This window comes from Nonlabens antarcticus (assembly GCF_015356755.1).
GTDB classification, from domain to species: domain Bacteria; phylum Bacteroidota; class Bacteroidia; order Flavobacteriales; family Flavobacteriaceae; genus Nonlabens; species Nonlabens antarcticus.
On sequence record NZ_JADFCO010000066.1, the window covers coordinates 38,343 to 61,686 of the forward strand.

20 protein-coding genes, 1 tRNA gene and 2 pseudogenes are annotated in these 23,344 nt (G+C 35.7%); 11 read left to right on the forward strand and 12 right to left on the reverse strand.

All coding sequences use genetic code 11. The features are described 5' to 3' along the window. Positions 1-761: 761 nt before the first annotated feature. The 7 genes and pseudogenes from IQ282_RS11300 (at position 762) to IQ282_RS11330 (ending at position 7,271) form a co-directional block, all read left to right on the forward strand. A complete protein-coding gene (locus IQ282_RS11300) occupies positions 762-1,169 on the forward strand; it encodes a tellurite resistance TerB family protein (RefSeq protein WP_194851985.1) in 408 nt (135 codons plus the stop codon). Positions 1,170-1,714: 545 nt separating this feature from the next. Continuing rightward, complete coding sequence (locus IQ282_RS11305; RefSeq protein ID WP_194851986.1) at positions 1,715-2,302, forward strand: DUF6642 family protein; 588 nt, start codon at positions 1,715-1,717, stop codon at positions 2,300-2,302. 865 nt (positions 2,303-3,167) lie between these two features. Further along, positions 3,168-4,220, forward strand: a complete 1,053-nt coding sequence (locus tag IQ282_RS11310; RefSeq protein WP_194851987.1) for a TIGR04086 family membrane protein — start codon at positions 3,168-3,170, stop codon at positions 4,218-4,220. A gap of 10 nt (positions 4,221-4,230) precedes the next feature. After that, entirely contained in the window at positions 4,231-4,383 is a 153-nt protein-coding gene (locus IQ282_RS11315; RefSeq protein ID WP_194851988.1) for a YqaE/Pmp3 family membrane protein, read from the forward strand. 970 nt (positions 4,384-5,353) lie between these two features. Further along, on the forward strand, positions 5,354-5,758 hold the full coding sequence (locus IQ282_RS11320) for an SRPBCC domain-containing protein (protein ID WP_194851989.1): 405 nt from the start codon (positions 5,354-5,356) through the stop codon (positions 5,756-5,758). A gap of 23 nt (positions 5,759-5,781) precedes the next feature. Continuing rightward, positions 5,782-6,125, forward strand: a pseudogene (locus IQ282_RS11325) (helix-turn-helix domain-containing protein). Between the two features lie 294 nt (positions 6,126-6,419). After that, positions 6,420-7,271 (forward strand): hypothetical protein, encoded by an 852-nt coding sequence (locus tag IQ282_RS11330; RefSeq protein ID WP_194851990.1) that lies wholly within the window; start codon positions 6,420-6,422, stop codon positions 7,269-7,271. 47 nt (positions 7,272-7,318) lie between these two features. Here the strand turns inward: IQ282_RS11330 and IQ282_RS15125 are convergent. After that, positions 7,319-7,427, reverse strand: a pseudogene (locus IQ282_RS15125) (IS110 family transposase); the annotation flags it as partial. Positions 7,428-7,634: 207 nt separating this feature from the next. On the opposite strand from IQ282_RS15125, the gene IQ282_RS11335 reads away from it, so the two are divergent. Then, entirely contained in the window at positions 7,635-8,150 is a 516-nt protein-coding gene (locus tag IQ282_RS11335) for a GNAT family N-acetyltransferase (RefSeq protein ID WP_194851991.1), read from the forward strand. A gap of 655 nt (positions 8,151-8,805) precedes the next feature. Here the strand turns inward: IQ282_RS11335 and IQ282_RS11340 are convergent. The 7 genes from IQ282_RS11340 to IQ282_RS11370 form a co-directional block, all read right to left on the reverse strand. Next, positions 8,806-9,540 (reverse strand): DUF3891 family protein, encoded by a 735-nt coding sequence (locus tag IQ282_RS11340; protein WP_194851992.1) that lies wholly within the window; start codon positions 9,538-9,540, stop codon positions 8,806-8,808. After that, the gene (locus tag IQ282_RS11345; RefSeq protein ID WP_194851993.1) at positions 9,537-10,082 is read right to left on the reverse strand and encodes a DUF421 domain-containing protein; all 546 of its coding nucleotides are present in this window, start codon (positions 10,080-10,082) and stop codon (positions 9,537-9,539) included. Before IQ282_RS11345 ends, IQ282_RS11340 begins: the two co-directional genes overlap by 4 nt. After that, on the reverse strand, positions 10,069-10,668 hold the full coding sequence (locus tag IQ282_RS11350; protein ID WP_194851994.1) for a DUF1989 domain-containing protein: 600 nt from the start codon (positions 10,666-10,668) through the stop codon (positions 10,069-10,071). The genes IQ282_RS11345 and IQ282_RS11350 overlap by 14 nt, the downstream gene beginning before the upstream one ends. A gap of 4 nt (positions 10,669-10,672) precedes the next feature. Further along, positions 10,673-11,314: a guanitoxin biosynthesis heme-dependent pre-guanitoxin N-hydroxylase GntA gene (gntA, locus tag IQ282_RS11355; protein ID WP_194851995.1), complete on the reverse strand. Its 642-nt coding sequence runs from the start codon at positions 11,312-11,314 to the stop codon at positions 10,673-10,675. 242 nt (positions 11,315-11,556) lie between these two features. Then, positions 11,557-11,721 (reverse strand): hypothetical protein, encoded by a 165-nt coding sequence (locus IQ282_RS11360; RefSeq protein WP_194851996.1) that lies wholly within the window; start codon positions 11,719-11,721, stop codon positions 11,557-11,559. 144 nt (positions 11,722-11,865) lie between these two features. Next, positions 11,866-12,249: a phage integrase SAM-like domain-containing protein gene (locus tag IQ282_RS11365; RefSeq protein WP_194852661.1), complete on the reverse strand. Its 384-nt coding sequence runs from the start codon at positions 12,247-12,249 to the stop codon at positions 11,866-11,868. Positions 12,250-12,864: 615 nt separating this feature from the next. Continuing rightward, a tRNA-Arg gene (locus IQ282_RS11370) sits at positions 12,865-12,938 on the reverse strand. A gap of 502 nt (positions 12,939-13,440) precedes the next feature. On the opposite strand from IQ282_RS11370, the gene IQ282_RS11375 reads away from it, so the two are divergent. Together IQ282_RS11375 and IQ282_RS11380 are read left to right on the forward strand one after the other, a co-directional pair. Continuing rightward, on the forward strand, positions 13,441-14,898 hold the full coding sequence (locus tag IQ282_RS11375) for a leucyl aminopeptidase family protein (RefSeq protein WP_194851997.1): 1,458 nt from the start codon (positions 13,441-13,443) through the stop codon (positions 14,896-14,898). Between the two features lie 110 nt (positions 14,899-15,008). Further along, positions 15,009-15,530, forward strand: coding sequence for an adenine phosphoribosyltransferase (locus IQ282_RS11380; RefSeq protein WP_194851998.1), 522 nt, complete (start codon positions 15,009-15,011; stop codon positions 15,528-15,530). A 62-nt stretch (positions 15,531-15,592) separates the two neighbouring features. Here IQ282_RS11380 and IQ282_RS11385 read toward each other — a convergent pair whose 3' ends face one another. The 3 genes from IQ282_RS11385 to IQ282_RS11395 all read right to left on the reverse strand — a co-directional run bounded on the left by IQ282_RS11385 (position 15,593) and on the right by IQ282_RS11395 (position 19,497). Next, positions 15,593-16,432 (reverse strand): M57 family metalloprotease, encoded by an 840-nt coding sequence (locus IQ282_RS11385; RefSeq protein WP_194851999.1) that lies wholly within the window; start codon positions 16,430-16,432, stop codon positions 15,593-15,595. 1,187 nt (positions 16,433-17,619) lie between these two features. Next, a complete protein-coding gene (gene bshB1 / locus IQ282_RS11390) occupies positions 17,620-18,336 on the reverse strand; it encodes a bacillithiol biosynthesis deacetylase BshB1 (protein ID WP_194852000.1) in 717 nt (238 codons plus the stop codon). Positions 18,337-18,339: 3 nt separating this feature from the next. Next, entirely contained in the window at positions 18,340-19,497 is a 1,158-nt protein-coding gene (locus IQ282_RS11395) for a trans-sulfuration enzyme family protein (protein WP_194852001.1), read from the reverse strand. Between the two features lie 185 nt (positions 19,498-19,682). Between IQ282_RS11395 and IQ282_RS11400 the strand changes: the two genes are divergently transcribed. After that, positions 19,683-20,486 (forward strand): MBL fold metallo-hydrolase, encoded by an 804-nt coding sequence (locus IQ282_RS11400; RefSeq protein ID WP_194852002.1) that lies wholly within the window; start codon positions 19,683-19,685, stop codon positions 20,484-20,486. Between the two features lie 400 nt (positions 20,487-20,886). Here the strand turns inward: IQ282_RS11400 and IQ282_RS11405 are convergent, their stop codons facing one another. Next, positions 20,887-23,106, reverse strand: a complete 2,220-nt coding sequence (locus IQ282_RS11405; protein WP_194852003.1) for an NADP-dependent isocitrate dehydrogenase — start codon at positions 23,104-23,106, stop codon at positions 20,887-20,889. Positions 23,107-23,344: the final 238 nt, after the last annotated feature.

The following is a 23,344-nucleotide window of genomic DNA, read 5'->3' on the forward strand; positions in this document are numbered from 1 at the left end:
ACGGGATAAAAGTCCGCTTTCGCGAAAGTCCAATTACCTCATCATTCCTAACGTAAATTAAAAATAGTAATTTTTAGCATTATGACCGCTAGCTCTTTACTGGATGCTGAAAAGCTTATGTAAAGCTGGTCAAATAAATAGCAGTTGTTTGTAACACTGATTTGCCTTACAAGTAAAAACTCTGATATGACTGAAAATGTTGGTTAGATTATACGATTAAGCAATGTTCTCAAACCTCGCATTTTATTACAGAATTTTAGTGCGGCTTATGTTTGATATGGTTGTTGAAAATAAGTAATGAATGTATTTTTTGTAGGATTCCCAATCTTACATCAAACCTTCAATCTTTATGTATCCTACAGTTTTACGGTATAAAATTCTACAGGGAGATCAACTTAACAAAATTCGTGGTGTCAACTTTAGAATACTTTACATGGTAAATCTAATACCGATTATTTTCTTTATGGTATTACTATGTGTTGGAAAAATAGAAACAGAATGATTTTTAGGTCCTATTACTTAAGAGTTTTTACTTGCTTTATACAGCTCAATCGGTTTTACTTTTTCATCATCTTACACTATAGGTAAAGTAGCGATCGCAAGTCCGCATCCTTGCTCAAATTGTGCCTTTACTATAGTTGTTGGAATTTTTAATAGCAGCTTTCTGGATATGCTTTAAGTACCTACAATTTAACGATTATTGTCGTCAAAACTTTAGTGCAGTAGGTAATTTAATCCTTTGTTATTTATAGATTATTGATATGAATTCCATTGAACTTGATAAACGATACTCTCACCTTTCAGCATTGCTTGCAGCTGCAAAACTTGATGGAGTCATTTGTGAAAAAGAGATATCTATACTAAAGCGTATCGCTGGTAAAATGGGAATAGAAATGTCAGAGTTTGATGTTATCCTAAACAACCCAGAACAATATCCCATCATAAAATGCGCTACAGCTCCAAAGCAGTTGCACCGCCTTTTTGAGATGTTTCAAATCATTTTTATAGATAATCAGATTGATGAGGAAGAAAGAGAAATGGTCTATCATTATGCTATTGCGCTTGGAATGCCTAAGAATAGAGCGGCTAGAATAATTGACAACTCCATTGAGCTTTTCATGGGACAATTTACCTTTGAGGATTACACAAAAATTGTAGACGTGTTGTAAGTATGGACGAATGCGGATTTAACAATACAGCACAACGATTACAACGTAATTTGAGATAAAGAAATAACGAGTATTTGTCCAATTAAAATTAGTAGTGATAACTGCAAAAAAAAATGGCGCTAAACAAATTATTCAGAAAAGTGGTTTTTTATTGATGGAAATTTGAACTTAGATATCAGAATGACTAAGCGCTTTTAAGGTGCGATGATTATTCGCTCTATACTCTAACTTTATCTTCTAAATTTCTAATTGTTTCTTCATCACTTGATGATTATCGATTTTAGACTTGGGCTTTATTTCAATTATCGATTATCAAATTCAGTACGAGTTCCATCATTATGTAATCATGAAGCAAGGTTTTACCAACTTATGGAAGTAGCTAATAAAGGCATTTTTGGAAGGATATGTTATCAAAAAACTTTAACGCAGATATTGTAATGAAGTTTACAATTACTGACTTTAATAGTGCCATCCAAACGACCGATGGATGCTTGTTTTTTTTAATAAAAAGTATTAGAGCATCTAAAAAAAGTATAGTGAAGAAAATGAGTGAATTAGAAGTACCCTTAACAGATATTGAAAATTTTATTTATTGCCTCGAGGTAGTTCCTGATACAGATACTACAGAAACTACGGAAGTGGTTAAGATTCTTGAAGATATTGCTTTGAACCAAAACTTAACGAGTATTTACAAAGCCTGCGATACTATGGAAGGGCTGGAGGAAAGCCTCAACTACTTACTATATGATGATCATAACTTTAAAGATTATGAGATCATTTACCTCGTGCTACCGGGAGAAGCAAACAATATACTTATCAATAACTATTATTACAGCATGGAAGAAATAGCAGAGCTTTTTGAAGGTAAATTGAACGGTAAGGTCATCCACTTTGCAAACAAAAAGATCCTGGATCTTACTGATGAGGAGTCACAGTATTTTCTTGACGTTACTGGTGCTCGAGCCATTTCTGGTTATGGTTTTCCTTCAGAAAATATGTCCAGCGCATTTACCATAGACCGTATATTTTTTAGTCTTTTTTATGAGAATGATGATCTAAAAGAAGTTGTAGAACGCATGTTTTACAAGCATGGTAAATTGTGTACGTTGCTAGATTTTAGACTGTATTATTAAGCCATTTGTCCATCCCATGACGATTCATAGAAGCCTGTGAAAAGTTCCGCTTTCGCGAAAGCGAAATAAATTCTACATCAGGGACGCTTTTTAATATTTTAGAATCGTACAGGTTTTGTAACGGCAATTACAAGAGTGATATCTAAAATGATATCACAATATATTCCTCCTTGCTCTGGCAAAAATCCTTGACTCTGTGATTCTTTAACCAAATTCTTTCAAACTCTTAAAGTGTATGGTTCTTAATGTGTCGTGACTTCAACTGAGATTATAAGTGATTATTAGGCAAAGGTCAACTGCATAATTGTATGGAAATTAAAAATTGATCTTGAATAGGAGGGAAAGGTGTTTTGAGAAATCATAATTGCACGTCTTTCTAGGCTTAAGCTTTATGCGACGAATTTAAAACCCACTATAATTTATACTTCTAGGTAAAAGAATAACAAGTTGACCTGATCAAAACTTGATCACCTAACTGCGGTCATTTAATATCATATAAGTTGCGTTTATATGATAATCTTAAAACTATAACATCTTCCAAAGAATATGACCAGCCAGTTTCTAGCTCCGGTTAGGAGGTTTGTGAAAGGTCTCTTGTGATCAGAGATTTAAAACCTTTATGAGAATGATAAAAGTTCAAGAATATTTTTACTTTGATCTAGATATGAGAAGCGCTATTTATCTTAATTAGCAGGAATATTATTTTTAAATGTCTTTAAAACACATTAATAAAAGAATGTTTTATGTTAATATAACGTATGATCATAATGTTAAAAGGTGCTAATAATATCCTATTTGAGACTTTTTTATGAAAGTTAGATATTCTAGAAGGTAAATTCGTACAAATAACCTAATAACTATCATTATGAATCAATTGACTACTCATTACAGAAATACAAGAGATAGAATCTCACGTGTTTCCTGGGGCGCCATATTTGCTGGAGCTCTTACCGCAATCACCGTACTTATTGTACTTAATTTATTAGGTCTGGGAATAGGTTTGACTTCCATAGATCCTATGACAGACGCACAACCCCTAGATGGTGTTGGAACCTGGACAGTCATATACTGGATAGCCACAAGTCTTGCCTCCTTATTTATAGGTGGAATGGTAGCAGGAAGAATGTCTGGTCTGCCTACGGCCACAGATGGTGGTTTGCATGGCTTTATGGCTTGGGGAGTACACTTAATACTCGGAATATTCATACTTACATCAGTTGTAGGTAGCGTGCTAGGAGGAATAGGAAGCCTCGCCAGTGGAATCTTTGGTGGTGATGACCAGCAGGAAGTCTTGGTAAACATTGATAAAGCTAAGGAAGTGGCTACTGAAAATTCCAATTTTGGAATTGAACAGTTTAAAAAAGAGCTGATTGCTGTAATTGAAAATGCAGAGAATAAGGATATTCTTCCCAATGATGCTTCAGAAGAAACGAACCAAACCATTAATAATGCTTCTCAAGAAATCGAGAAGGCCTTAGATAATCTAGATCTAGATACGGTTGTTTCAGAATTTATTAATGATATTAATGTTGACCTTGATACTGATGGCAACTTAAGTGTCACTGTAGAAGGCGATAAAGATTATATCAATGAACAAGGGATTAAAGATTACCTCACAGATAACACCAGTTTAAGCGATGCTGAAATAAACGGTCTTATAGAGCGATGGAATGAAAAAATTGATACCGCCATTGAAAAAGCAAAAGCGACCTATCAAAAAGCTAAAAAAGAAGCTTTGATCGCTGCAGAGAAAATCAGTGATCGTGTAGGTACTTATTCTATTTACCTATTCTTTTTATTGTTACTGGGCGCTGGAGCTTCATTTGCTGGAGGTGCTTTAGGTTCTCCATACCTAACTGTTTCAGAAGAGCATGATGATGATCTTATTAATGACGAACGCACACATACTAAACTTTAAAACATAAACTATGTCACCATTAACTATAATACTCAATATACTTTTACCTCCACTAGCTGTTTTTATGAAACACGGTCTGGGCGGAACGTTTTTAATAAGTTTAATTCTTACCATAATAGGATGGATACCAGGAGTGATTCATGCATTTATCGTGAACGATTAAAGATTAACGTATAATTGTTTGATGAAAGATCTCTTCAAGTTCGCTTGAGGGGATTTTTTTTGTGGTTGATTCATATGGGATATTATTTCGCTTTCGCGAAAACAAAAACGTATTCGATTAGTTGTATCGCTCAAGGATAGAGCTAAAATAGGTATCCGACATTAACCGGTTCATGTCTTAAATATGCTGATAACCAACTTCCACCAAATTTATTTAAGACAAAAAATTATACTTTGATATTTTGAAGTCATTGACAATGAAGGGATATTAATTAAATTGCTGCTCTACATTAGTTGTCCTTCATTTAAAAAACCGTATGAAAAGAAATATATACGGAATTATCATCACAATATTAAGTGTTGTAAATGTCCTTTATATGATTTACTGTTACATCATTTATGAAATGGGAATCAATAACCAAATCTATATTATTGGCGGAACTATTATTTCAATTCTACTTTTGATATTGATTTTAAAAAATAAACTTTACGGTTACATTGGTACAATTATTTTTTACGGAGTTCAAATGTTGGAATCAGAGTTGATATTCGAAAACTTTAGATACGGAGTAGTTTTTCGCTCAGAATATGATTTAAGTATAAACTCAACCGAATTCCAATGGGATTTTAATTTTACATCAATACTGATTGTAATATTAGGAATATTTGGTTCATTAAGGTTGAGGTATCTGAATAAGTCAATATCGGAAAAGTAGCGCGGAATAAACTAAATGCTAACTTAAGACGTACAAAAACAATAGGTCAATTGTTGCTTAACCCAATGGACAAATCACTTTTACAAAGTTGCCAAATTTTTTAATTTGGCTAATGGAAAAGAAAAGGTAATAAGAAGATTAAAAATTCGGCTTTTGCTTAACGGAAAGGAAACTCCTTATTTTCTACCATACGTTCATATACTTTGCCGACGGTAACAAGCAAAAGAACCGAATCCAATTGGGAATATTTCAAATATGAAAATAACTATTGAGAGAAATATTATTGCTACAATTGATGAGGTTTGGAAAGCTTTCAATAATCCTGATGACATTCTTAAATGGGACTATACGGACGAATGGAAAACCACATGGGTTTCGAACGATTTAAAAGTTGGCGGTAAATTATTATTACGAATTGAAAACAGTGAAAATTGGGAGAGTGTTGACTTTTCAGCAACCTATACTAAAATCAAACTCCATAGATTGATTGAATTTCAAGACCATGAAGAACGAATGGTATGTTTGAAATTTATCGAGAATGACAATAAGGTTATTATCAGACAAACCTTTGATGCCATTTCAACACTTCCTGAAACCGAACAGCGTATAGAATGGCAATCTGTTCTTGATCGTTTTGCGCAATACGTCGAAGAGCAGTAGGATTAATGCAAGCCACATTTAGGATGAACATTAAACCGATTGGAAACGAAACGGATCGCCAAAATGGGGTTGAGCGTTCAGGTCTCTTTGATGTCAAAAAAGGAACTGATGCAGATGAAGAATTGGAAATCCTTGCAATCGTTATTGACAATTACGAAAACGATAATTTTTCAATTGGAATGGCAGACCTAATTTGAGCCTTTAATTTTAGAATGGAACAAATGGGCTCGAAACAAAAAGACTTGGTCGAGATGATTGTGCTTGAAAGTAAAGTGAGTGAAATAATGAACAAAAAGCGTAAATTGGCTTTGGAAATGATTAAAATTTGAACATCAAATTACATTTTCCAACTGAGGTTTTGATATAAGATTATTGAATAACATTGCGGTATGTCTTATACTTAACACGCATTTAAAACATAGTGCGAGTCTTTGCTAACAAGAAGGTTCGGGTGTTTTTTCTAGGTTGTCAAATTTATATTTGGCTAATTGAGACAAGAAAAACAATTAGAATATTTAAAAATTCGACTTGTGCTTAAGCGAAAGAGAACAGCTTATTTTTGGCACTAGTTTTCTTATACAGAGCTATTATGTAAAAGCTTACAATCGAATTTGAAATTAAAATTGAGCAACAATACAGACTAATCTAAAATACAAGTATCATGAAAAAAATTACACTATTATTATTTACTATAGGAATTTTTACTGCTTTTGGATTTACTGTTTTACAAGGTGGAAATGACCCAGTTCCGGGAATTGATGTTATTATAAAAGAAGCGGGAATTAAAGAAACTTTAGCCACATTTTCCGTGGATCATCGATCATTAAAAGAATTAAGTGATTTAAAAGATGAGGAGCGTTCTATTTATCTTTCAAAATACTTAACACCAATCCTTGAAAAAATAACCAAGGAAAAAGGACTGGAACAAATGATATTAAAAGGACTTTTGGAAACTAGATGTGTAGAATGTAACGATTACGAGGTATTTGATTTTAAAGTATCTTCTAAGAAGTCAAAAAAGGAATACTCAATTACTTTAAACACAAAATTTGACACAAAATGGATTACTGTAATTACAGACAGAGATAATTTTGAAAAACCTATTGCTAATCCTCATAATTTTGAAGGAATTGACCGAGTTAATGAAATTGAAAAACAATTCTTATCGACTTATCCTAACGGTCATAGTGGGACAGGAAAAACATTGACGGCTTCTTTATTAGGGAAATTTAAATCCAATTTTTATAGAATAGAAGGACACCAAGGTTTAGAATACACCTCTAAAGAAGAAGTTTTTGATAGCTATGTTGGCTTTGTTAAAAAAATAATAGAAGCTGATATATCGATGGAAAAGAACAGTTATAATGACGGTGTTTATTTAAAATATTTTTCTATTCCTAGAGCTAGAAAAGATAACTCTAACAATAAGTACAAAAGAACAAGTGAAAGACTTAAACACAAAAACAGAGCAATCTTAAAAAAAAATAAAACCGTTCTAATGAAAGAACAATAAAGCCTGCTTACAACTAAGTAGTGTAGTAAAAAACAAGTAACATCTACTTAGTTCTTAATTAAAGTGCTTCTAGTAGTGGTCGTCATAGATAAGTCTTGATTTTGCAATGGCAAATGCATCTTTCACCATCTTATTACCCACAGCTATCAATGCCAGTATTTATTCCTTCCTTTACCACTATGCATTAGATACTTTAATATTTTTTATCGCAAAAGCTCGTCAGTGGCAAGATGCTACCTGTGAGGCCCTTATTCAACCCTATTGTATATCTTCATCCTTCAAAACTAAGAAGGGTATTATAAACACTAAAGTAGAGGATACAACTCAAGCACTTTATACCTTTCTCCTTCTAGCAATTAATAAATGATTTATAAATCTTTCGAAACTGATAGGTTAATTATAAGACCAACATCTGAAGATGATTCTGAATTTATTTTTAAACTACTAAATACACCTAAATGGTTGAAATATATAGGTGACAGAAATATTAAAACAGTAGAAAATGCAAAAGAGTATATTAAAGAAAAGATGATTCCGCAACTTGAAAGACTAGGCTATTCAAATTATACTTTGATTACTAAACAAGACAACAAAAAAATTGGTACTTGTGGATTATATGACAGACAAGGCTTAGAAGGTATTGATATTGGATTTGCATTTCTTCCAGAATTTGAGAAAAAAGGATTCGCGTTTGAATCATCAAAAAAATTAAAGGAAGTTGCTTTTAGTGAATTTTGTATTAAAGCGATTAGTGCTATTACCGTTAAGGATAATATTTCTTCTCAAAAACTTTTAGAAAAACTGGGACTAAAACTCATTGGAACAACTAAAATACCGAATGACGATGAGGAGTTATTACTATATAAAATTGAAATATAAAGTTAGTGGCAACAACGTGTTTTGATAAAAAACATAAAATTTGTATTGACTTTTATGACAGTGTTTCTGTGTAAGTTATCATAGACGAGCCAATTTTTTGCCTTTTCTCATCAGCTACTATTCGCTCGTAAACCTCTTTACAGGTCTTGTTGTATTTACACGCAATAAGGCTATATCTAAACAACATGTTTCTTAGTTTTTAATTCGCTGTTTTAATACCTCTACTTCTTCCACTTTCATAGAATACCAGTGTAATAACTGAATAGACTCAAGGCTGCGTAGCTGTTTCCAGCAGTAAGAAAAAAAATGATAAATTTTAAAATTCGGCTGGTGTTTCAATAAATGGCCCGTAGGTTAATCTGCTCTGGTGTATATTTAAAAGAGTCGTAAAGATTAAAATAAGCTTGATTAATTCCGCTTTCGCGAAAGCGGAATTATATACAATTGTCTAACACGGTAATGGTTTAATATACCTCTTAATCATAATACTCAAAAAATAAATACTAAGTCAGTGACCACATTCAATTCATTTCAATTATAGCGTAAGTTTTTATAAAATATTGATCCAATGGTCATGCCTGATTTATGTAGCATAGAACTCCTTTCCAGTGCTTTGAAGTAAAGTGAATGAGCGAAATACTCCTTTGAATGTCAATTATCTTTTAGCAATTTGCCATGTTTTTAGGACAGGCATTTCATTTAGTAGGCAATCTTGAAGTTGATCACTGGATTCAAACTTTATCTTTTTTATCAGGTAGACCTCAGTGGTTAACGTAAAATCATGGGCAAACGGCCATGGTTCAACAATAATTCGATCTTCCTTTTTTGAGACAAAATATGGAATTCCTGCAATACTTTTATTGATTTCCAACTTTCTGCCACCAGATGGAACATCGTCCTGTGATATTATTAAGGACAATCTATCACAGAACCTTAGAATCTGATAGTAGTCTGCACACTGTGTTGCATTAACACTGTAAACCTTTCTTAAATCAATCTGAAGCTGGTGTAAATCATCAAAGAATTTGCGTGCTTCTTGGTTTGAATCTTTTAAATCTGCGTAAATAAATTCCAGATGCATAGCTACCAAAATGGCAATCCATCCAGATCTACTCTTGCAATGAATCATGACACGTTTACAACGTTCCAGAACATCCCTGGGATCAGATTCTACCACACGATAGTCTGCAGGAAGACCTAAATCTGTCAAATTATTGTTTTTCTCAAAATTGATTTGCTTATCGTCATGCTCTATAATAGCAGTAATAGTCTCGACCCAGTGTGGGCATTGATATTCCTTTTTTAAATTCATGGCAATTTCACCGGCTTGCAATCCATGCGCATAGTGGGTTATAATTTCTATGCAATCTGACTGAACGTTGACTATCATGGTTTCGGTTTATCCATGAAATCCAGCAAGCGGCTTTCCAGTTGCGTATCATCCTGACAATGCAAAACACTTACATCTCCTGTGCTCTCCAGTACCACGGCTCTTACATCTTCAAATCGAAGCACATTTGCTTCTCTAAGTTTTGCAATTAATTCGGATCTATGAAGATTGGTAGCTGCAAGATTTTCTTCAAGTATTTTACCATTGGACATGATTAAAACAGGGGTGTTGGTAGCTGTTTTCCGAAATACATTAGACTTTCTTTGAAAGACTGCAAAAAGAACTTGAAACAGTACGATAGCTATTAATGCTACGGTTCCATTGCCAATAGAAGTTTTAGGATTTATTGAGATAGAAGCAAGGATGCTACCGATTGCGATTGTAGTAGCAAAGTCAAAGCTTGTCATTTTGGCAAAGGTGCGCAAACCAGCAATACGAGTGATCAGAACTAAAATGCTAAATATTACAAAGACGCTTATAATAATTATGGTTGAGGTTGATAAATCAGGCAACAACCATTTTGATACATCAGTTAGTTTCATGAGGTGTTTTTTTAATTATTTCGTATCCTATTTCTTTAAATGAACCTCCATTACTATCGGGAGCACTGCACGCAGTCATACCTATTACAAGATCCATCATTGCTTGTAAAATAATGAAATCCGATTTTTGACTTTGAGGTGGCAGCACCTTCAATTTACCATTAGTATCAAATTGAACATTCATAAATGCATTAAAAGCTGTTGGAATTTCATCAGGTTCAATATTGAATTCCTTAAGATTTATAGCTAAATTATTGTAGCAGCTGGGATGAGGTTTGTTGATGTTGTACATAATTTCAAAGGTTTGCTGACTACAAGGAGCTAATAGTACGTCATTTCTCCCATTCAAATCTTCTATAATCTTCATCATCTTATTTCCTCTGTTGCTCCACAAATAATTATGGGTAGAGATAAGAATACTCTCTTCGAAATCCATCGTTTTCCCGGCGGAAAACTTTTCCCTTGTATCTGTTGCATTGAAACACACCAAGTCACTTACCTGTTGTCCAGATATATCTATTATTTTTAAAAAATCACCTTCGGAAATCTCAAATGCCACTCCAGATTGTTTTTCAATAATTTTCATAGTATTATTTATTTGAGAAAGGACAAATCCAATCTGCCTCTACTTTTCTACCGCTGTACTGGCGTGCTTCACTTTTAGTCCCGAAATCTGCCAGCATGGGGTTGACACTTCCCTGCAAGGCTTTATCTCTTCTTCTAATCAAGTCTCTTACCCGGTCATATCTATTAATTTCCCTCAGCTTTTCAAATTGGCTGTGCAAATTAAACACGATCATAGTGTAGGGTGACTTACGTGCAAACCTTGACGAACTGGGGTGCATACCTACAATATAGAAAGAGGTTCCATGAAGACTAAAGCTAAATTTGTCATCAGTAGGATCAGATGATGTTTGTGAATCCCAGGGACTGTCATCCAGCTCGTGCAAATTTGATAAGAGCTTCCACAATGCTTTCTCAAATGAAATCTCATTCTCAAACAAGTCGTTTCTAAATACAGCAATAAAGCTTTCGAAGTTCTTAGAATTTTCCTCCTGTCTTTCAATGTAAATTTTTAGTTCACCTAAGAGGATTTTATTGCTTTCATAATTATCAATACTTTCAAATTCTTGTATTTCCAGGGATTCATCTGCAACTAAACTTTGCGCCATAACACATGGGTGATCGTCTAGGATAAACTGTCGTATTCTGGATTCTGTGTACTTAGTCATGGTATCCTTTGTTTGTAAATATATGATTATGGTACTTTTAAGAAGGTCTTTAGGAGCTTAAGAGTGTTTGATTGATTTTCACAACTACTATTTTACAGTAGATTATAATAATCTAACACTTTGTTATAGTCCTATACCCGTTGAGCAACCCACTGCAATGATATTTCTAAAAAAGACTATGGATTTAGTACAAATGACTTCACTACTATTCAATTGGTCCTGCTGCTTTCATTTGACCAGACCTACTCACTATCTTTTTTGCTGGTGTCGGTACTATAATGTTGATCATTTTCTTTTTGGTAGGCTTTCGTCAATTCATCAACAGATTCATCATTTTGTTTCATGTAACCCGGCTTTTCATTCATGGATTTACCATCGGACTCCGGGTTTTTATTTTCTTTAGACATAATTGAAATTTTAGATTACTGATTATTTTATGTTTTAGCTCTATAAAAGTATTGATTCACCGTAAATTCCTACAATCAATTATTTAAATTTTAACTGATGAAGAAATTGATGTTGTATGATGAATGTTGAAATAGTTTCTTGATCTAGTAGATATTTTTCCTCAACTTACTCATATCATGATCTAACTTATGTCCTAAAACCTGAGCGTAGGATTGAACGGTAGAGATTTTAGTTTGTCTCAGTAAAAGAGAATAGTTGATGTAGAGGTTCGTTTGAACATGTTTCATGATCGTATTTTGACCCATATATTTCACATATCCATCCGGCCAATACCTAGCGAGATAATTTTCAAAATCACACAAGAATTTACAATCCATTTCTTTAAAATAGATGTCGGTGGTCTTTTTCGATTTCTTAAGAAATTTAAACAGGTAATTTTCTGTAACTGCAAAGTTCCGACTGGAGCCTATAGCAAGAGTGTTTTCAATTTTCTTAGTGTCAGTTGAACTGACGCTTTGAATTTCAATTGACGATTAGCTACCGTTTAATAGCAAATAGTTCATTTCAAATGATGGTTTATGGAGTGTCAGGGACTTCGGCTTGAGTACCTGTGGTTTTCCAGAGTGTGATCCATTTTGCAAATAACAAACCACGATGCACAAAAGAATGCTACTGGTTTTGTGCTTCATACTCCATTGTGAAAGCTTTTGCTTTCAAAACTCGCATAAAGCACAAAACCACGCTCTAAAAAGAGCGTGGTTTATGGAGTATCAGTGACCTCGACTGGAGTACCTGCGGTTTTCCAGAATGTGGTCCATGTTGCAAATAAAAAACCACGCGGCACAAGAAAGTGCTGCTGGTTTTATGCTTCACACTCCATTATGAAAGCTTTTGCTTTCAAAACTCGCATAAAACACAAAACCACGCTCTAAAAAGAGCGTGGTTTATTGAGTGTCATTGACCTTGGCTTGAGTACCTGCGGTTTTCCAGAATGTGGTCCATGTTGCAAATAACAAACCACGCTGCACAAAAAAGTGCTGCTGGTTTTGTGCTTCATACTCCATTATGAAAGCTTTTGCTTTCAAAACTCGCATAAAACACAAAACCACGCTCTAAAAAGAGCGTGGTTTATTGAGTGTCAGTGACCTCGACTGGATTCAAACCAGTAACCTCTTGAGCCGTAATCAAGTGCGCTATTCAGTTGCGCCACGAGGCCTAAATTTGCCAAAAACTAGAAGTCTTAAGCGGCTGCAAATATAAACCTATTTTAAAAATGGACAAACTAAATGTTACTTCTGATTCATAATTCTATCTAATCTTATGAATCAGTGGTTCCTTCCTAAAATAGAACTTCAAATTATCTAAAATTACATAGTGCTGTTGATGCTTATGTAAGAATTGGAACACTCTGGATTTCCTGAATAATATTTTCATTTCACTCTATAACTCCTTGTTGTTTTATGGAAAAATCGACGTTGACGGGAATCACTTCAATCAGCAGAAAATAATTGATTAATGCCTGAATTATTACTTAATTTTGAAAGACATTTTGTTTGCGAAGTTTAACTATACAGAGTCAATCAGAGACGGGAAGTCTGCGTGTGTGCTTATGAGTTAATCTCCTATTGCAATCCTGTAAAATTGATTAAAGTTATTTCAAGGATTGATCAATTTTCAAAAATCCTTAATTTTTATTACTAATCTTTTGTTTTATAATCATGATGAATAACTATTTGAAAATCAAACTAGAAACTGTTAGTGAAACAACTCAAGGTACTACAACAAATAATAAAATTGTAATTATTGCCACTGAGCAGATTTTTGACGATAGTGTTTATCCTAATTCATTGTTGGCTAAAATTAAGCAAGCCTCAAATGATAAAAACAATGCTGTAGTCACGCACTGGCAGGATGATAGACTCGTTGTATTTGCGATCGTTGTAAAGAAATCGGCAGAGCAATTACGATTGTTGGGAGCTAATGTTTTTAAAATAGTGGATCGTGAAAAGCTGGAAACTGTCACGTTAACAGAAGCAGATTCTCTAGATTCAAAAGAAATATATGCGTTTGCAGAGGGTTTGATATTGAGTAGCTATTGCTTTACAAAGTATAAAAAGGGCGTTGAAAAGACGATCACTACAATACATATAAGCAATCAATTATTAGATCCTGAAACCTTGAACGAATTAGTTCAAATATCACAGGCCACAGCTCTTACTAAAAATCTCGTCAATGAACCACTCAATAAGCTCAACGCGTTAGCATTTGCTGAAACAGCTGTTTCTTTAGGTAAAACCCATGGTTTTAAAACTACAATTCTTCACAAAGAAGAAATTGAGTCATTGAAAATGGGCGGGTTGTTAGGAGTAAATATGGGTTCAGAAACGCCTCCTACTTTTACCATTTTAGAATACAAACCAGAAAATGCTGTAAATAGCGACCCATTAGTGTTAGTGGGAAAAGGAGTCATGTTTGATACGGGCGGCTATTCTCTAAAAGTAGGCGGCTCGATGGCAGGCATGAAGTCAGACATGTCAGGAGGCGCCGCAGTACTCGGGACTTTTGCCGCTATTGCAAGTAACAAACTTCCTTATCACGTCGTGGGGTTGATTCCCGCGACAGATAACATGATTTCATCAACCGCACTAGTTGTTGATGATGTTATAACGATGATGGATGGCACCACGGTAGAAGTACTCAATACAGATGCTGAAGGCCGGCTTATATTAGCAGATGCATTGACGTATGCTAAAAGATTTAACCCAGAGCTTGTGATAGATATGGCAACTTTGACTGGTGCTGCTGCGGCGATAACGGGTCCTTATGGGATTGCAATGGCTGGAAATAATCAGGAAAGCATGACCGACTTGATGGAGCGTGGTGAGACCGTTTATGAGCGACTTTTCCAGTTACCTTTCTGGTCAGAATACGAGGATTTACTTAAATCTTCCATCGCAGATCTCAAAAACATAGGAGGAAAGGTAGGTGGCGCAACGACAGCTGCAAAATTTTTAGAACATTTTACAGATTACCCGTGGATCCATCTTGATATCGCAGGTCCAGCATTCCTAGATGATGCTAAAGGATACCGTCAAAGTGGTGGTACAGCGGTTCCCGTAAGGCTTCTTTATGAATTTATAAAACAGAAATCCATTCAAGAAAGCGCATCTAATTAATAGCAAATGATGGAGGATGGCAGTCGCATTCTCTAATTTTATTGGAAATAATCTGAACGTTCCTACGTTTAGAAACATTGATTGTTGGTTAAGCTTTATATCTTTCCAACATGAATGATATTGATCTCAATAATTACGTGCAGGATATTCCTGATTTTCCTAAAAAAGGAATTTTATTTAAGGATATTTCTCCAATTCTCGCTTCCGCGAAAGCGAGGAAACATGCGGTATCACTGCTAGCATTGAAATATAAAAATCAAAAAATTGATGTAGTAGTTGGTATTGAAGCCCGAGGATTTCTTTTTGGAACGTTACTGGCAGATGCCTTAAATGCTTCCTTTGTAATGTGTCGAAAACCCGGAAAACTTCCAGGTAAATTGGAGAAAGTTATCTATGACTTGGAATACGGATCAGATTCCATTGAGATGCAAAAAAATGCATTTTCAAAAGGGAGCAATGTCTTGTTACATGATGACGTGCTTGCCACGGGAGGAACAGCAGCAGCGGCGATACAATTGATAGATAAAGTGGGAGGTAAGCTAGTAGGGGCTAATTTTATTCTTGAAATAGATTTCCTTGAAGGAAGGAAAAAACTGGGAAATCTAAAAATTGAAAGTCTTCTTCATTACTAACCAGACAAAAAAAACCTCGTTACTGAAATGTAACGAGGTTTAATATTTTTTAAAATCAATTCTTAGTACATGGACTGCAAGGCGATAATATCGTTGTTGCCAAATTCTCCGTCCTCACCCTGACTAAAGCAAGAAAGCATGATGGATTGTGGGTCATAACCATTAGGAGTTCCAGGAACTCTTATAGCGCCTACACCACCATCACCTTCATTTGTATTTTGTCCACAGGACTGACGTGAAAAATAATCTGAATGACGGAAACCGATAGAGTGACCTATCTCATGAGTAATTACGTGCTCATTAACATTAGTGTCATAACTATCCATTCCAGCATACAATTGTACAAATTTGTTAGGTCTTCCATTAGAAGGGAATCCAGCAGATCCACCTGCACCAGAATTACTCGGGTTGCGATAGACGACCATGTCTTCATTATTAAAGTTCGTGCCGAATGTCAGTCTGAAATTGAGGCTCACACCACTCAAACGGTTATAATTATCAACAGCCCATCTCAAAGCAGTACGTTGTGTAGAAGTAAGCGCATTGGATCCGCCAGTATATCCTATGATGTCAATCGTACGATTTGCACCCGTTACCAGATTGTTAGTGCGGAATTGTTTTGCGATAGAATTCATGTCTTCTAAAGCGAAAAAATCTGCCGAAAGTAATGCGATGTCATCTTCTATAAAAATACGTTCCTCCGTGCTCCCATCGGGAAGTAGGAATTGATCGATGGTGATGTCATCTGGATGATATCCTATCTTTTTTGCATACTCTTTGGCAATAACTAAATCGGTTTTTTGATTTACCTCTTCAAAATTCTCTTCTTGTTGACAGGAAGTAAAAAGAAATGCAAAGGCAGATAAGCCTAGAACGGTTTTTTTAAACATTGTTGTTTTCATTAGGGTAATGATTAATTGGGGTTAAATTAAAGGGTTAATTGTTTTCTCGAGAATTTAAATGTAGAGCAGTTTTTTAACCAACAGGTATAAATGGATTAGGTTTTCTCTGAGAGTATATTCAGATTTTTAAGTTTTCAATGCTTCAATTGACAGTATATCTTCAATTACATACTTATTGTTAAAATTTCAATAGCCTACAAAGCCGATAGAATTTATCCGATTAAAGGTGAAATTGTTCTTTGGGAACTTATTTCCTTCTTACAAATGCATTGTTTTTCAAGGATGGATTTTATTAATTAAGTCAACAAGATTGAATTTAAAATGAACCCTAGAGTTGCTCATTATGAAAGATTCAGTCTTAATCAATAAAATAATCGCACTTTTTAAAATACTATAATTCGTTGATCCATAAAGTTTTGAATATATAACCTCACCTTTAATTAATTAGATAAATATTTAAACGTTGACAAATTCTCGTTTAAGATTTATACATCAATCTCAAATTAAGACCTGTTCATAATTGAGTAGCGGAATGGTAAACCTTGTCAAAACATTTGATTTTAACAAGCAGCTTGAATTTAAGTAACCTAGACGAGTACTAAATTTAAAGGTCTATAAAACATGCTGTTTAAAAAATTCAAGCACGGGTATTAGATAGGAGTAAATCCTTCACATCTTTTTCCAGCAGTTGTTAATTTTATAAAGTAGCAATCTATGATGGTGTTTTTTATTCCCTTAAATAAATAGCATTTCATAGAATAGATAGCTACTATTTTTATCATTAAGAAATAACGCTGCTGTAAATTCACTCATGAGTATGTTATGCTAATCGGATAGGAGTCATGTATTAAGGCCGGTAAAAGTTTGGTCAATATTATACAATCAGATTTCTTTTAATTACGAGATGATCTTTGTGATTATAGATTTTTGCGGCAGGGAAGGGGGATGTTGTTTTGAAAATGGAGCATTAAAAAAGTCCCTGATTTCTCAGGGACTTTTCGGGTGGAAGACGGGGCTCGAACCCGCGACCTCCGGCACCACAAACCAGCGCTCTAACCGACTGAGCTACAACCACCATATCGATGTGAGTTTTATTTAAGTGGATCTCAAGAATTCAACCACTCCGCCGTTAAGCGGATGCAAATTTAATGTATTTCCCAAAACGGCTAATACTTTTTTAGTGAAATTTATATCAAATCAAAAATACTATCTACCGCAGGATAACGCTCTGTAATCAAGCCCTCTGCGTGGTCTGTCCCTATCAATCTGCCTAAGTTTGCAGCACGATAGCGTATAGACTCATAGAAATTGTTGCTGCTAATAGGCGTGGCTGGCTCATTATTGTCTGGATCAAAAAACTGAGATTTATAAGCTTTAACTGACTCGATTTTTGTTTCAATAAAACCGCTGATGTCTACCACTATGTCTGGATTCATATCCTGCCACTGTATGTAATGGTACACAAATTTAGGACGCCAGGCCTCTTGACTATTGCCGTCTAATGAAGTTTCAACCTTGCGTAAACCAGATAAAAAACAGCTGATGCTAGCTAGTTCAGAACCACGGCCATGATCTGGGTGACGGTCCTTTACGGCATTGCAGATTACAATTTCTGGTCTGTATTTGCGTATAACCTCTACAATCTTGAGCTGGTGCTCCCGATCATTGATAAAAAACCCATCGGCAAACCCTAGGTTTTCACGCACTTGAACCCCTAGTATTTTGGCCGCATTTTCTGCTTCTTGATCCCGTATTTCAGGAGTGCCACGTGTTCCTAACTCTCCACGTGTTAAATCTAGTATTCCGGTTTTTTTTCCAGCAGCATTTTCTTTGGCCAAAATTCCAGCGCAACTCAGTTCAATATCATCAGGGTGTGCTGCAATGGCCAGTATGTCTAACTTCATAACTTAATTTCTAATGCGGCTTTTTTCTAGCGCTTGTTCGATGTCATCTATTAATATGTTGAGCTCTTCAATTCCTACAGAAAACCTTAATAACTGGTCTGTAATTCCTTGTTCTGCTCTTTGTTCCGGTGTCAAAAGGCTGTGTGATGTCTGTACTGGTGATAGAATAGTAGACTCTACTCCGGCTAGACTAAGAGCAGGTTTGACAACTTTTAATTGTTCTAAAAACTCATTGTGATCAACAGTACTCTTCAATTCAAACGACATCATCCCGCCGTATGCTGACATCTGTTTTTTGGCAATTTTATGTTGTGGATGGGACTTTAGACCTGGGTAATTGACCTTTTCTAGGTCTGGATGACGCTCTAAAAATTTAGCGAGTTTGAGAGCTGTTTTCGATTGCTGTTTTACCCTCAACCCTAATGTTTTGATACTGCGCTCTAACAAATGGACCGTTACATCGCTCAAACTGCCTCCATAATTCTTTGCCGTTTTCCACAATAATTCCATGTGTTTTTGAGAGCCGCTGACCGTTCCCGCACAGATATCGCTGTGACCTCCTAAATATTTAGTGGCGCTGTGTAAGATCAAATCGATCCCAAAATCTGCAGGGTTTTGATTGATGGGTGAGGCAAATGTGTTGTCTATTGCGGTTGTAAGGGAGTTCGCTTTCGCGAAAGCGGAAACCATTTCAATATCAACTAATTCTAAGAGAGGATTACTGGGAGTTTCTATGTAAATCATCTTAGTATTTTCCTGAAGATGATCTTGCAAGGATTCCGCAGTCACATGTTCTACCATTGTGTACGTAATTCCCACGCGGTCAAATTCTGCATCGGCAAAATGTGAGGTTCCACCATAAATAGCGCGTTGTAAAATGATGTGGTCACCTGTCTTCAAGAACGCCATAAAAACAGCACTGATCGCTGCCATTCCACTTCCAAAAATCAACGCAGACTCTGTATGCTCTAATGCAGCCATTTTCTGTGCCAGCGCCACCTGGTTAGGAGTATTGAAATACCGTGGGTATAGATTTGTACCAGGACCTCGATAATCGTAAGTCGTTGAGGTATAAATGGGAGCCGTCGCACCACCATAAATAGGATCCTTCAATTCCCCTGCGTGAACACACGTATAATTCTGATTTTTGTTCTTTTTCATGTAAAATGGATGTATGGCAAATCTAGCGCATTTTGTGGGAAACCTGAGAATCCCTAGGTACGTTATAGATCGATAAACGCGATAACCGGATAAAGTTTCCCATCAATGTCGACCATTTATATTTCAGATTTGATTAACAACAGGTATCGTACTCTGAACTTATATTTGTTGCTAAATATCTTATTATGAAAAATTTACTTTGGTTACCGTTGGTATTCGTACTTCTTTTTTCTTGCAAGGAAAATGAAAGTCAAATGGCTCAAACAGATGCCTCAATGGATGAAACCATGGACACTGCTGCTGATGAAAATGTTGCTGCTCCTGATATTCAAATTACACCTATTTCCCACGCTACTTTTGTAATGGATTGGGATGGTCAAATCATAATCATTGATCCAGTAGGCGGGAATGTAGCAATGGAGTCGATGCCTAAAGCTGAAATAATCCTGGTTACTGATATCCACGGTGATCACTTTAATAAGGAGACCATAGCATCAATCAAAAATGACACAAACTTTTTATTTGCACCGCAGGCTGTGGCAGATCAACTGGATGCAGACCTAAAACCTACAGTAATTTTAAATAACGGAGAAGAAGCCACAAGAAACGGCCTGAAAATCACGGCTATTCCTATGTATAACATCACAGAGGGACGTCTTGATAAGCACCCAAAAGGTAGAGGTAATGGCTACGTGCTAGAAAAAGATGGCTACAGGGTTTACATATCTGGTGATACTGAGGGAATTCCTGAAATGAGAAAACTTGAAGATATCGATAAGGCATTTGTATGTATGAATTTACCCTATACCATGGACGTGGAACAAGCATCAGATGCTGTTCTTGCATTTGCTCCTAAAGAAGTAATTCCTTACCACTACAGAGGAACGAATGGACTTTCTGATGTGGACCAATTTAAAACGCTGGTCAATGATAAGAATCCAGATATCAAAGTGACATTAATGGAATGGTATCCCAATATGGATAAATAAGTATTCTTTAATATTTTTTATCAAAAGAGACCGCTACACGTAGCGGTCTTTTTTTGTTTCTGTTTGAATTGAATAAGTCGATTTCTAGGCATCCAACTGTGGTAAAGTCCATGAATATACGGAAGGGAGCTAACTCAAAGAGAAAATCCTAGAGCATTTAACTAGTGCTTATGAGACTGTATTTTCCGTCGTTAGATCGTGTTTTAATATGTTTTGGAGAATAACCCATAGCGTTTTAATTATATGGGTCACATCAATTGCTTTCGTAAAATAATAAGGCTTGCCTCCACAGAAAATGATTCTCTAAATGGCAGTTTTATAGTAATCTAAAAGTTTAACAAACACAAAATCCCGATTTCAAATTATGAAATCGGGATTCAGTATTTAAAAAACGTTCAACTTAGTCTATAATGGCGTTGAATGTTTTGCTGGGGCGCATCGCTGCTTTTTGCTTAGCAGGATCTGGTAGATAATAACCACCTATATCCATATTTTTCCCTTGAACTTCAATCAATTCTTTAGTGATTTTCTCTTCATTATCAGATAGATCTTTATAAAGTTTGCTGAAATATTTTGCAAGCTCATCATCTTTTGATTGATTTGCCAGTTCTTCCGCCCAGTATAAAGCGAGGTAATACTGTGAACCACGATTATCCAGTTCATTCACTTTACGTGATGGGGACTTCTTATTGGTTAGGAATTTTTCAGTAGCCTTATCTAGAGCGTCTGCGATAATTTGCGCTTTTTTATTGCCGTATTTCTCGGCTGTAAATTCTAGTGAGACGGCAAGTGCTAGAAACTCTCCTAAAGAATCCCATCTCAAATGATTTTCTTCTTCAAATTGTTGAACATGTTTAGGTGCAGATCCACCAGCTCCTGTTTCAAACAATCCACCACCATTCATTAGAGGTACGATAGAAAGCATTTTGGCACTAGTTCCTACTTCCAGAATAGGGAATAGGTCTGTATTGTAATCTCTTAAGACATTTCCAGTTACAGAAATAGTGTCCTTGCCGTCTTTCATGCGACGCAAGGTTCTTTCCGTTGCATCTACAGGTGAAGCAATTGTTATGTCAAGACCATTAGTATCATAATCTTTTAAGTAGGTGTTCACTTTCTTAATGATTTCTGCATCATGGGCACGTTTTTCATCCAACCAAAAAATAGCTGGATCGCCTGTAGCTTTTGCTCTGGAAACGGCAAGTTTTACCCAGTCTTGTACTGGTGCATCTTTGGTCTGACAAGCTCTCCAGATGTCGCCAGCTTCAACGCTGTGCTCCATAAGAACTTTCCCATCTGTGTCAATCACTTGTACTTGACCTGATTTAGGAATTTCAAATGTTTTATCGTGAGATCCGTATTCTTCAGCTTTTTGAGCCATTAATCCTACGTTAGGACTCGTTCCCATAGTACGTGGGTCAAAAGCACCATTCTTTTTGCAAAATTCAATAGTTGCTTCATAAATTCCAGCATAGGAACTATCTGGTATTACGGCTTTAGTATCCTGGGATTCCCCATCTTTATTCCACATCTGACCAGAATTTCTAATCATAGCTGGCATGGAAGCATCAATAATAATATCACTGGGAACATGCAAGTTTGTGATTCCATTTTCAGAATTCACCATTGCTAGATCAGGACGATAGTCCATAACGCGACGCAGGGCATCTTGAACTTCTTCTCTTTTATCTTCTGGCAGTTCATGAAGCTTACTCAATAAATCGCCAAACCCATTATTCACATCCACACCTAACTTGTCAAAGTCTGCACTGTATTTATCGAACACTGATCTAAAGAAAACACGCACGGCATGTCCAAAAATGATGGGGTCAGAAACTTTCATCATCGTTGCTTTCATGTGAAGAGAGAACAACACATCTTTTTCACGAGCATCTACTATTTGATCTTCTAAAAAGTCTAGTAATGCATCCTTACTCATGTAAGTAGCATCCATAATTTCTCCAGCCTTAAGAGCCAAATTATCTTTCAGAATGTGTGTTTCACCGCCTTTTTCTACCAATTGAATCTTAACCGTAGTTGCATTTTTTACGGTAACACTTTTCTCATTATGCATGAAATCTCCGTGCTCCATAGTAGAAACATGAGTTTTAGAGTCCTTACTCCAGGCTCCCATACTATGCGGATTGTTCTTTGCGTATTGCTTTACCGGTTTAGGAGCGCGACGGTCAGAATTCCCCTCACGCAAGACGGGATTAACCGCGCTGCCTTTTACACTATCGTATCGTTTTTTAACTTCCTTTTCTTCCTCGGTTTGTGCATCTTCTGGATAGAGTGGAAGTTCGTATCCTTTTTCACGTAATTCCTTTATGGCTTCATTAAGTTGTGGTACAGACGCGCTTATATTAGGCAATTTAATGACATTAGCATCTGGTTGCGTTACAACATCACCTAATTCCGCTAGAGCATCTGAAACTTTTTTATCTCCTAAGCGGTCATTAAAGACTGCAAGTATTCTAGAAGCAAGTGAAATATCCTTTGTTTCAATTTCTATACCAGCTGGCTCAATAAATTTCTTCACAATGGGAAGAAAAGAAGCCGTAGCTAGAGCTGGTGCCTCATCGGTTTTGGTATATATGATCTTAGGTTGTTGGGTTGACATGTAAAAAGGTTTTTGTTAGGATTCTCTCATAGCGCATTTAAAAAATACGCGACTTGCAAATATAATAGGTAGATGTGGCATTCAAGGGCATTTTTGCTTAGGCTTAGCAGTTTGCCACGGCGTTTTTAGGTAAACTTTACTAAAAACAGAATTTGTTGGGATTCCGCTTTCGCGAAAGCGTAAATATCTCAAAAATCGAACATAAAAAAACCGTTTTGGAAGTTCCAAAACGGTTGAT

Bases quoted from the DNA above. Each gene is read 5' to 3' on its own strand.
- IQ282_RS11330 (WP_194851990.1), top strand. From the start codon at position 6,420: ATGAAAAAAATTACACTATTATTATTTACTATAGGAATTTTTACTGCT.
- IQ282_RS11340 (WP_194851992.1), bottom strand. From the start codon at position 9,540: ATGATAGTCAACGTTCAGTCAGATTGCATAGAAATTATAACCCACTAT.
- IQ282_RS11310 (WP_194851987.1), top strand. From the start codon at position 3,168: ATGAATCAATTGACTACTCATTACAGAAATACAAGAGATAGAATCTCA.
- IQ282_RS11380 (WP_194851998.1), top strand. From the start codon at position 15,009: ATGAATGATATTGATCTCAATAATTACGTGCAGGATATTCCTGATTTT.
- bshB1 (WP_194852000.1), bottom strand. From the start codon at position 18,336: ATGAAGTTAGACATACTGGCCATTGCAGCACACCCTGATGATATTGAA.
- IQ282_RS11345 (WP_194851993.1), bottom strand. From the start codon at position 10,082: ATGAAACTAACTGATGTATCAAAATGGTTGTTGCCTGATTTATCAACC.
- IQ282_RS11315 (WP_194851988.1), top strand. From the start codon at position 4,231: ATGTCACCATTAACTATAATACTCAATATACTTTTACCTCCACTAGCT.
- IQ282_RS11320 (WP_194851989.1), top strand. From the start codon at position 5,354: ATGAAAATAACTATTGAGAGAAATATTATTGCTACAATTGATGAGGTT.
- IQ282_RS11400 (WP_194852002.1), top strand. From the start codon at position 19,683: ATGAAAAATTTACTTTGGTTACCGTTGGTATTCGTACTTCTTTTTTCT.
- IQ282_RS11405 (WP_194852003.1), bottom strand. From the start codon at position 23,106: ATGTCAACCCAACAACCTAAGATCATATATACCAAAACCGATGAGGCA.
- IQ282_RS11375 (WP_194851997.1), top strand. From the start codon at position 13,441: ATGATGAATAACTATTTGAAAATCAAACTAGAAACTGTTAGTGAAACA.
- IQ282_RS11335 (WP_194851991.1), top strand. From the start codon at position 7,635: ATGATTTATAAATCTTTCGAAACTGATAGGTTAATTATAAGACCAACA.
- IQ282_RS11300 (WP_194851985.1), top strand. From the start codon at position 762: ATGAATTCCATTGAACTTGATAAACGATACTCTCACCTTTCAGCATTG.
- IQ282_RS11305 (WP_194851986.1), top strand. From the start codon at position 1,715: ATGAGTGAATTAGAAGTACCCTTAACAGATATTGAAAATTTTATTTAT.
- IQ282_RS11350 (WP_194851994.1), bottom strand. From the start codon at position 10,668: ATGAAAATTATTGAAAAACAATCTGGAGTGGCATTTGAGATTTCCGAA.
- IQ282_RS11360 (WP_194851996.1), bottom strand. From the start codon at position 11,721: ATGTCTAAAGAAAATAAAAACCCGGAGTCCGATGGTAAATCCATGAAT.
- IQ282_RS11385 (WP_194851999.1), bottom strand. From the start codon at position 16,432: ATGAAAACAACAATGTTTAAAAAAACCGTTCTAGGCTTATCTGCCTTT.
- IQ282_RS11395 (WP_194852001.1), bottom strand. From the start codon at position 19,497: ATGAAAAAGAACAAAAATCAGAATTATACGTGTGTTCACGCAGGGGAA.
- gntA (WP_194851995.1), bottom strand. From the start codon at position 11,314: ATGACTAAGTACACAGAATCCAGAATACGACAGTTTATCCTAGACGAT.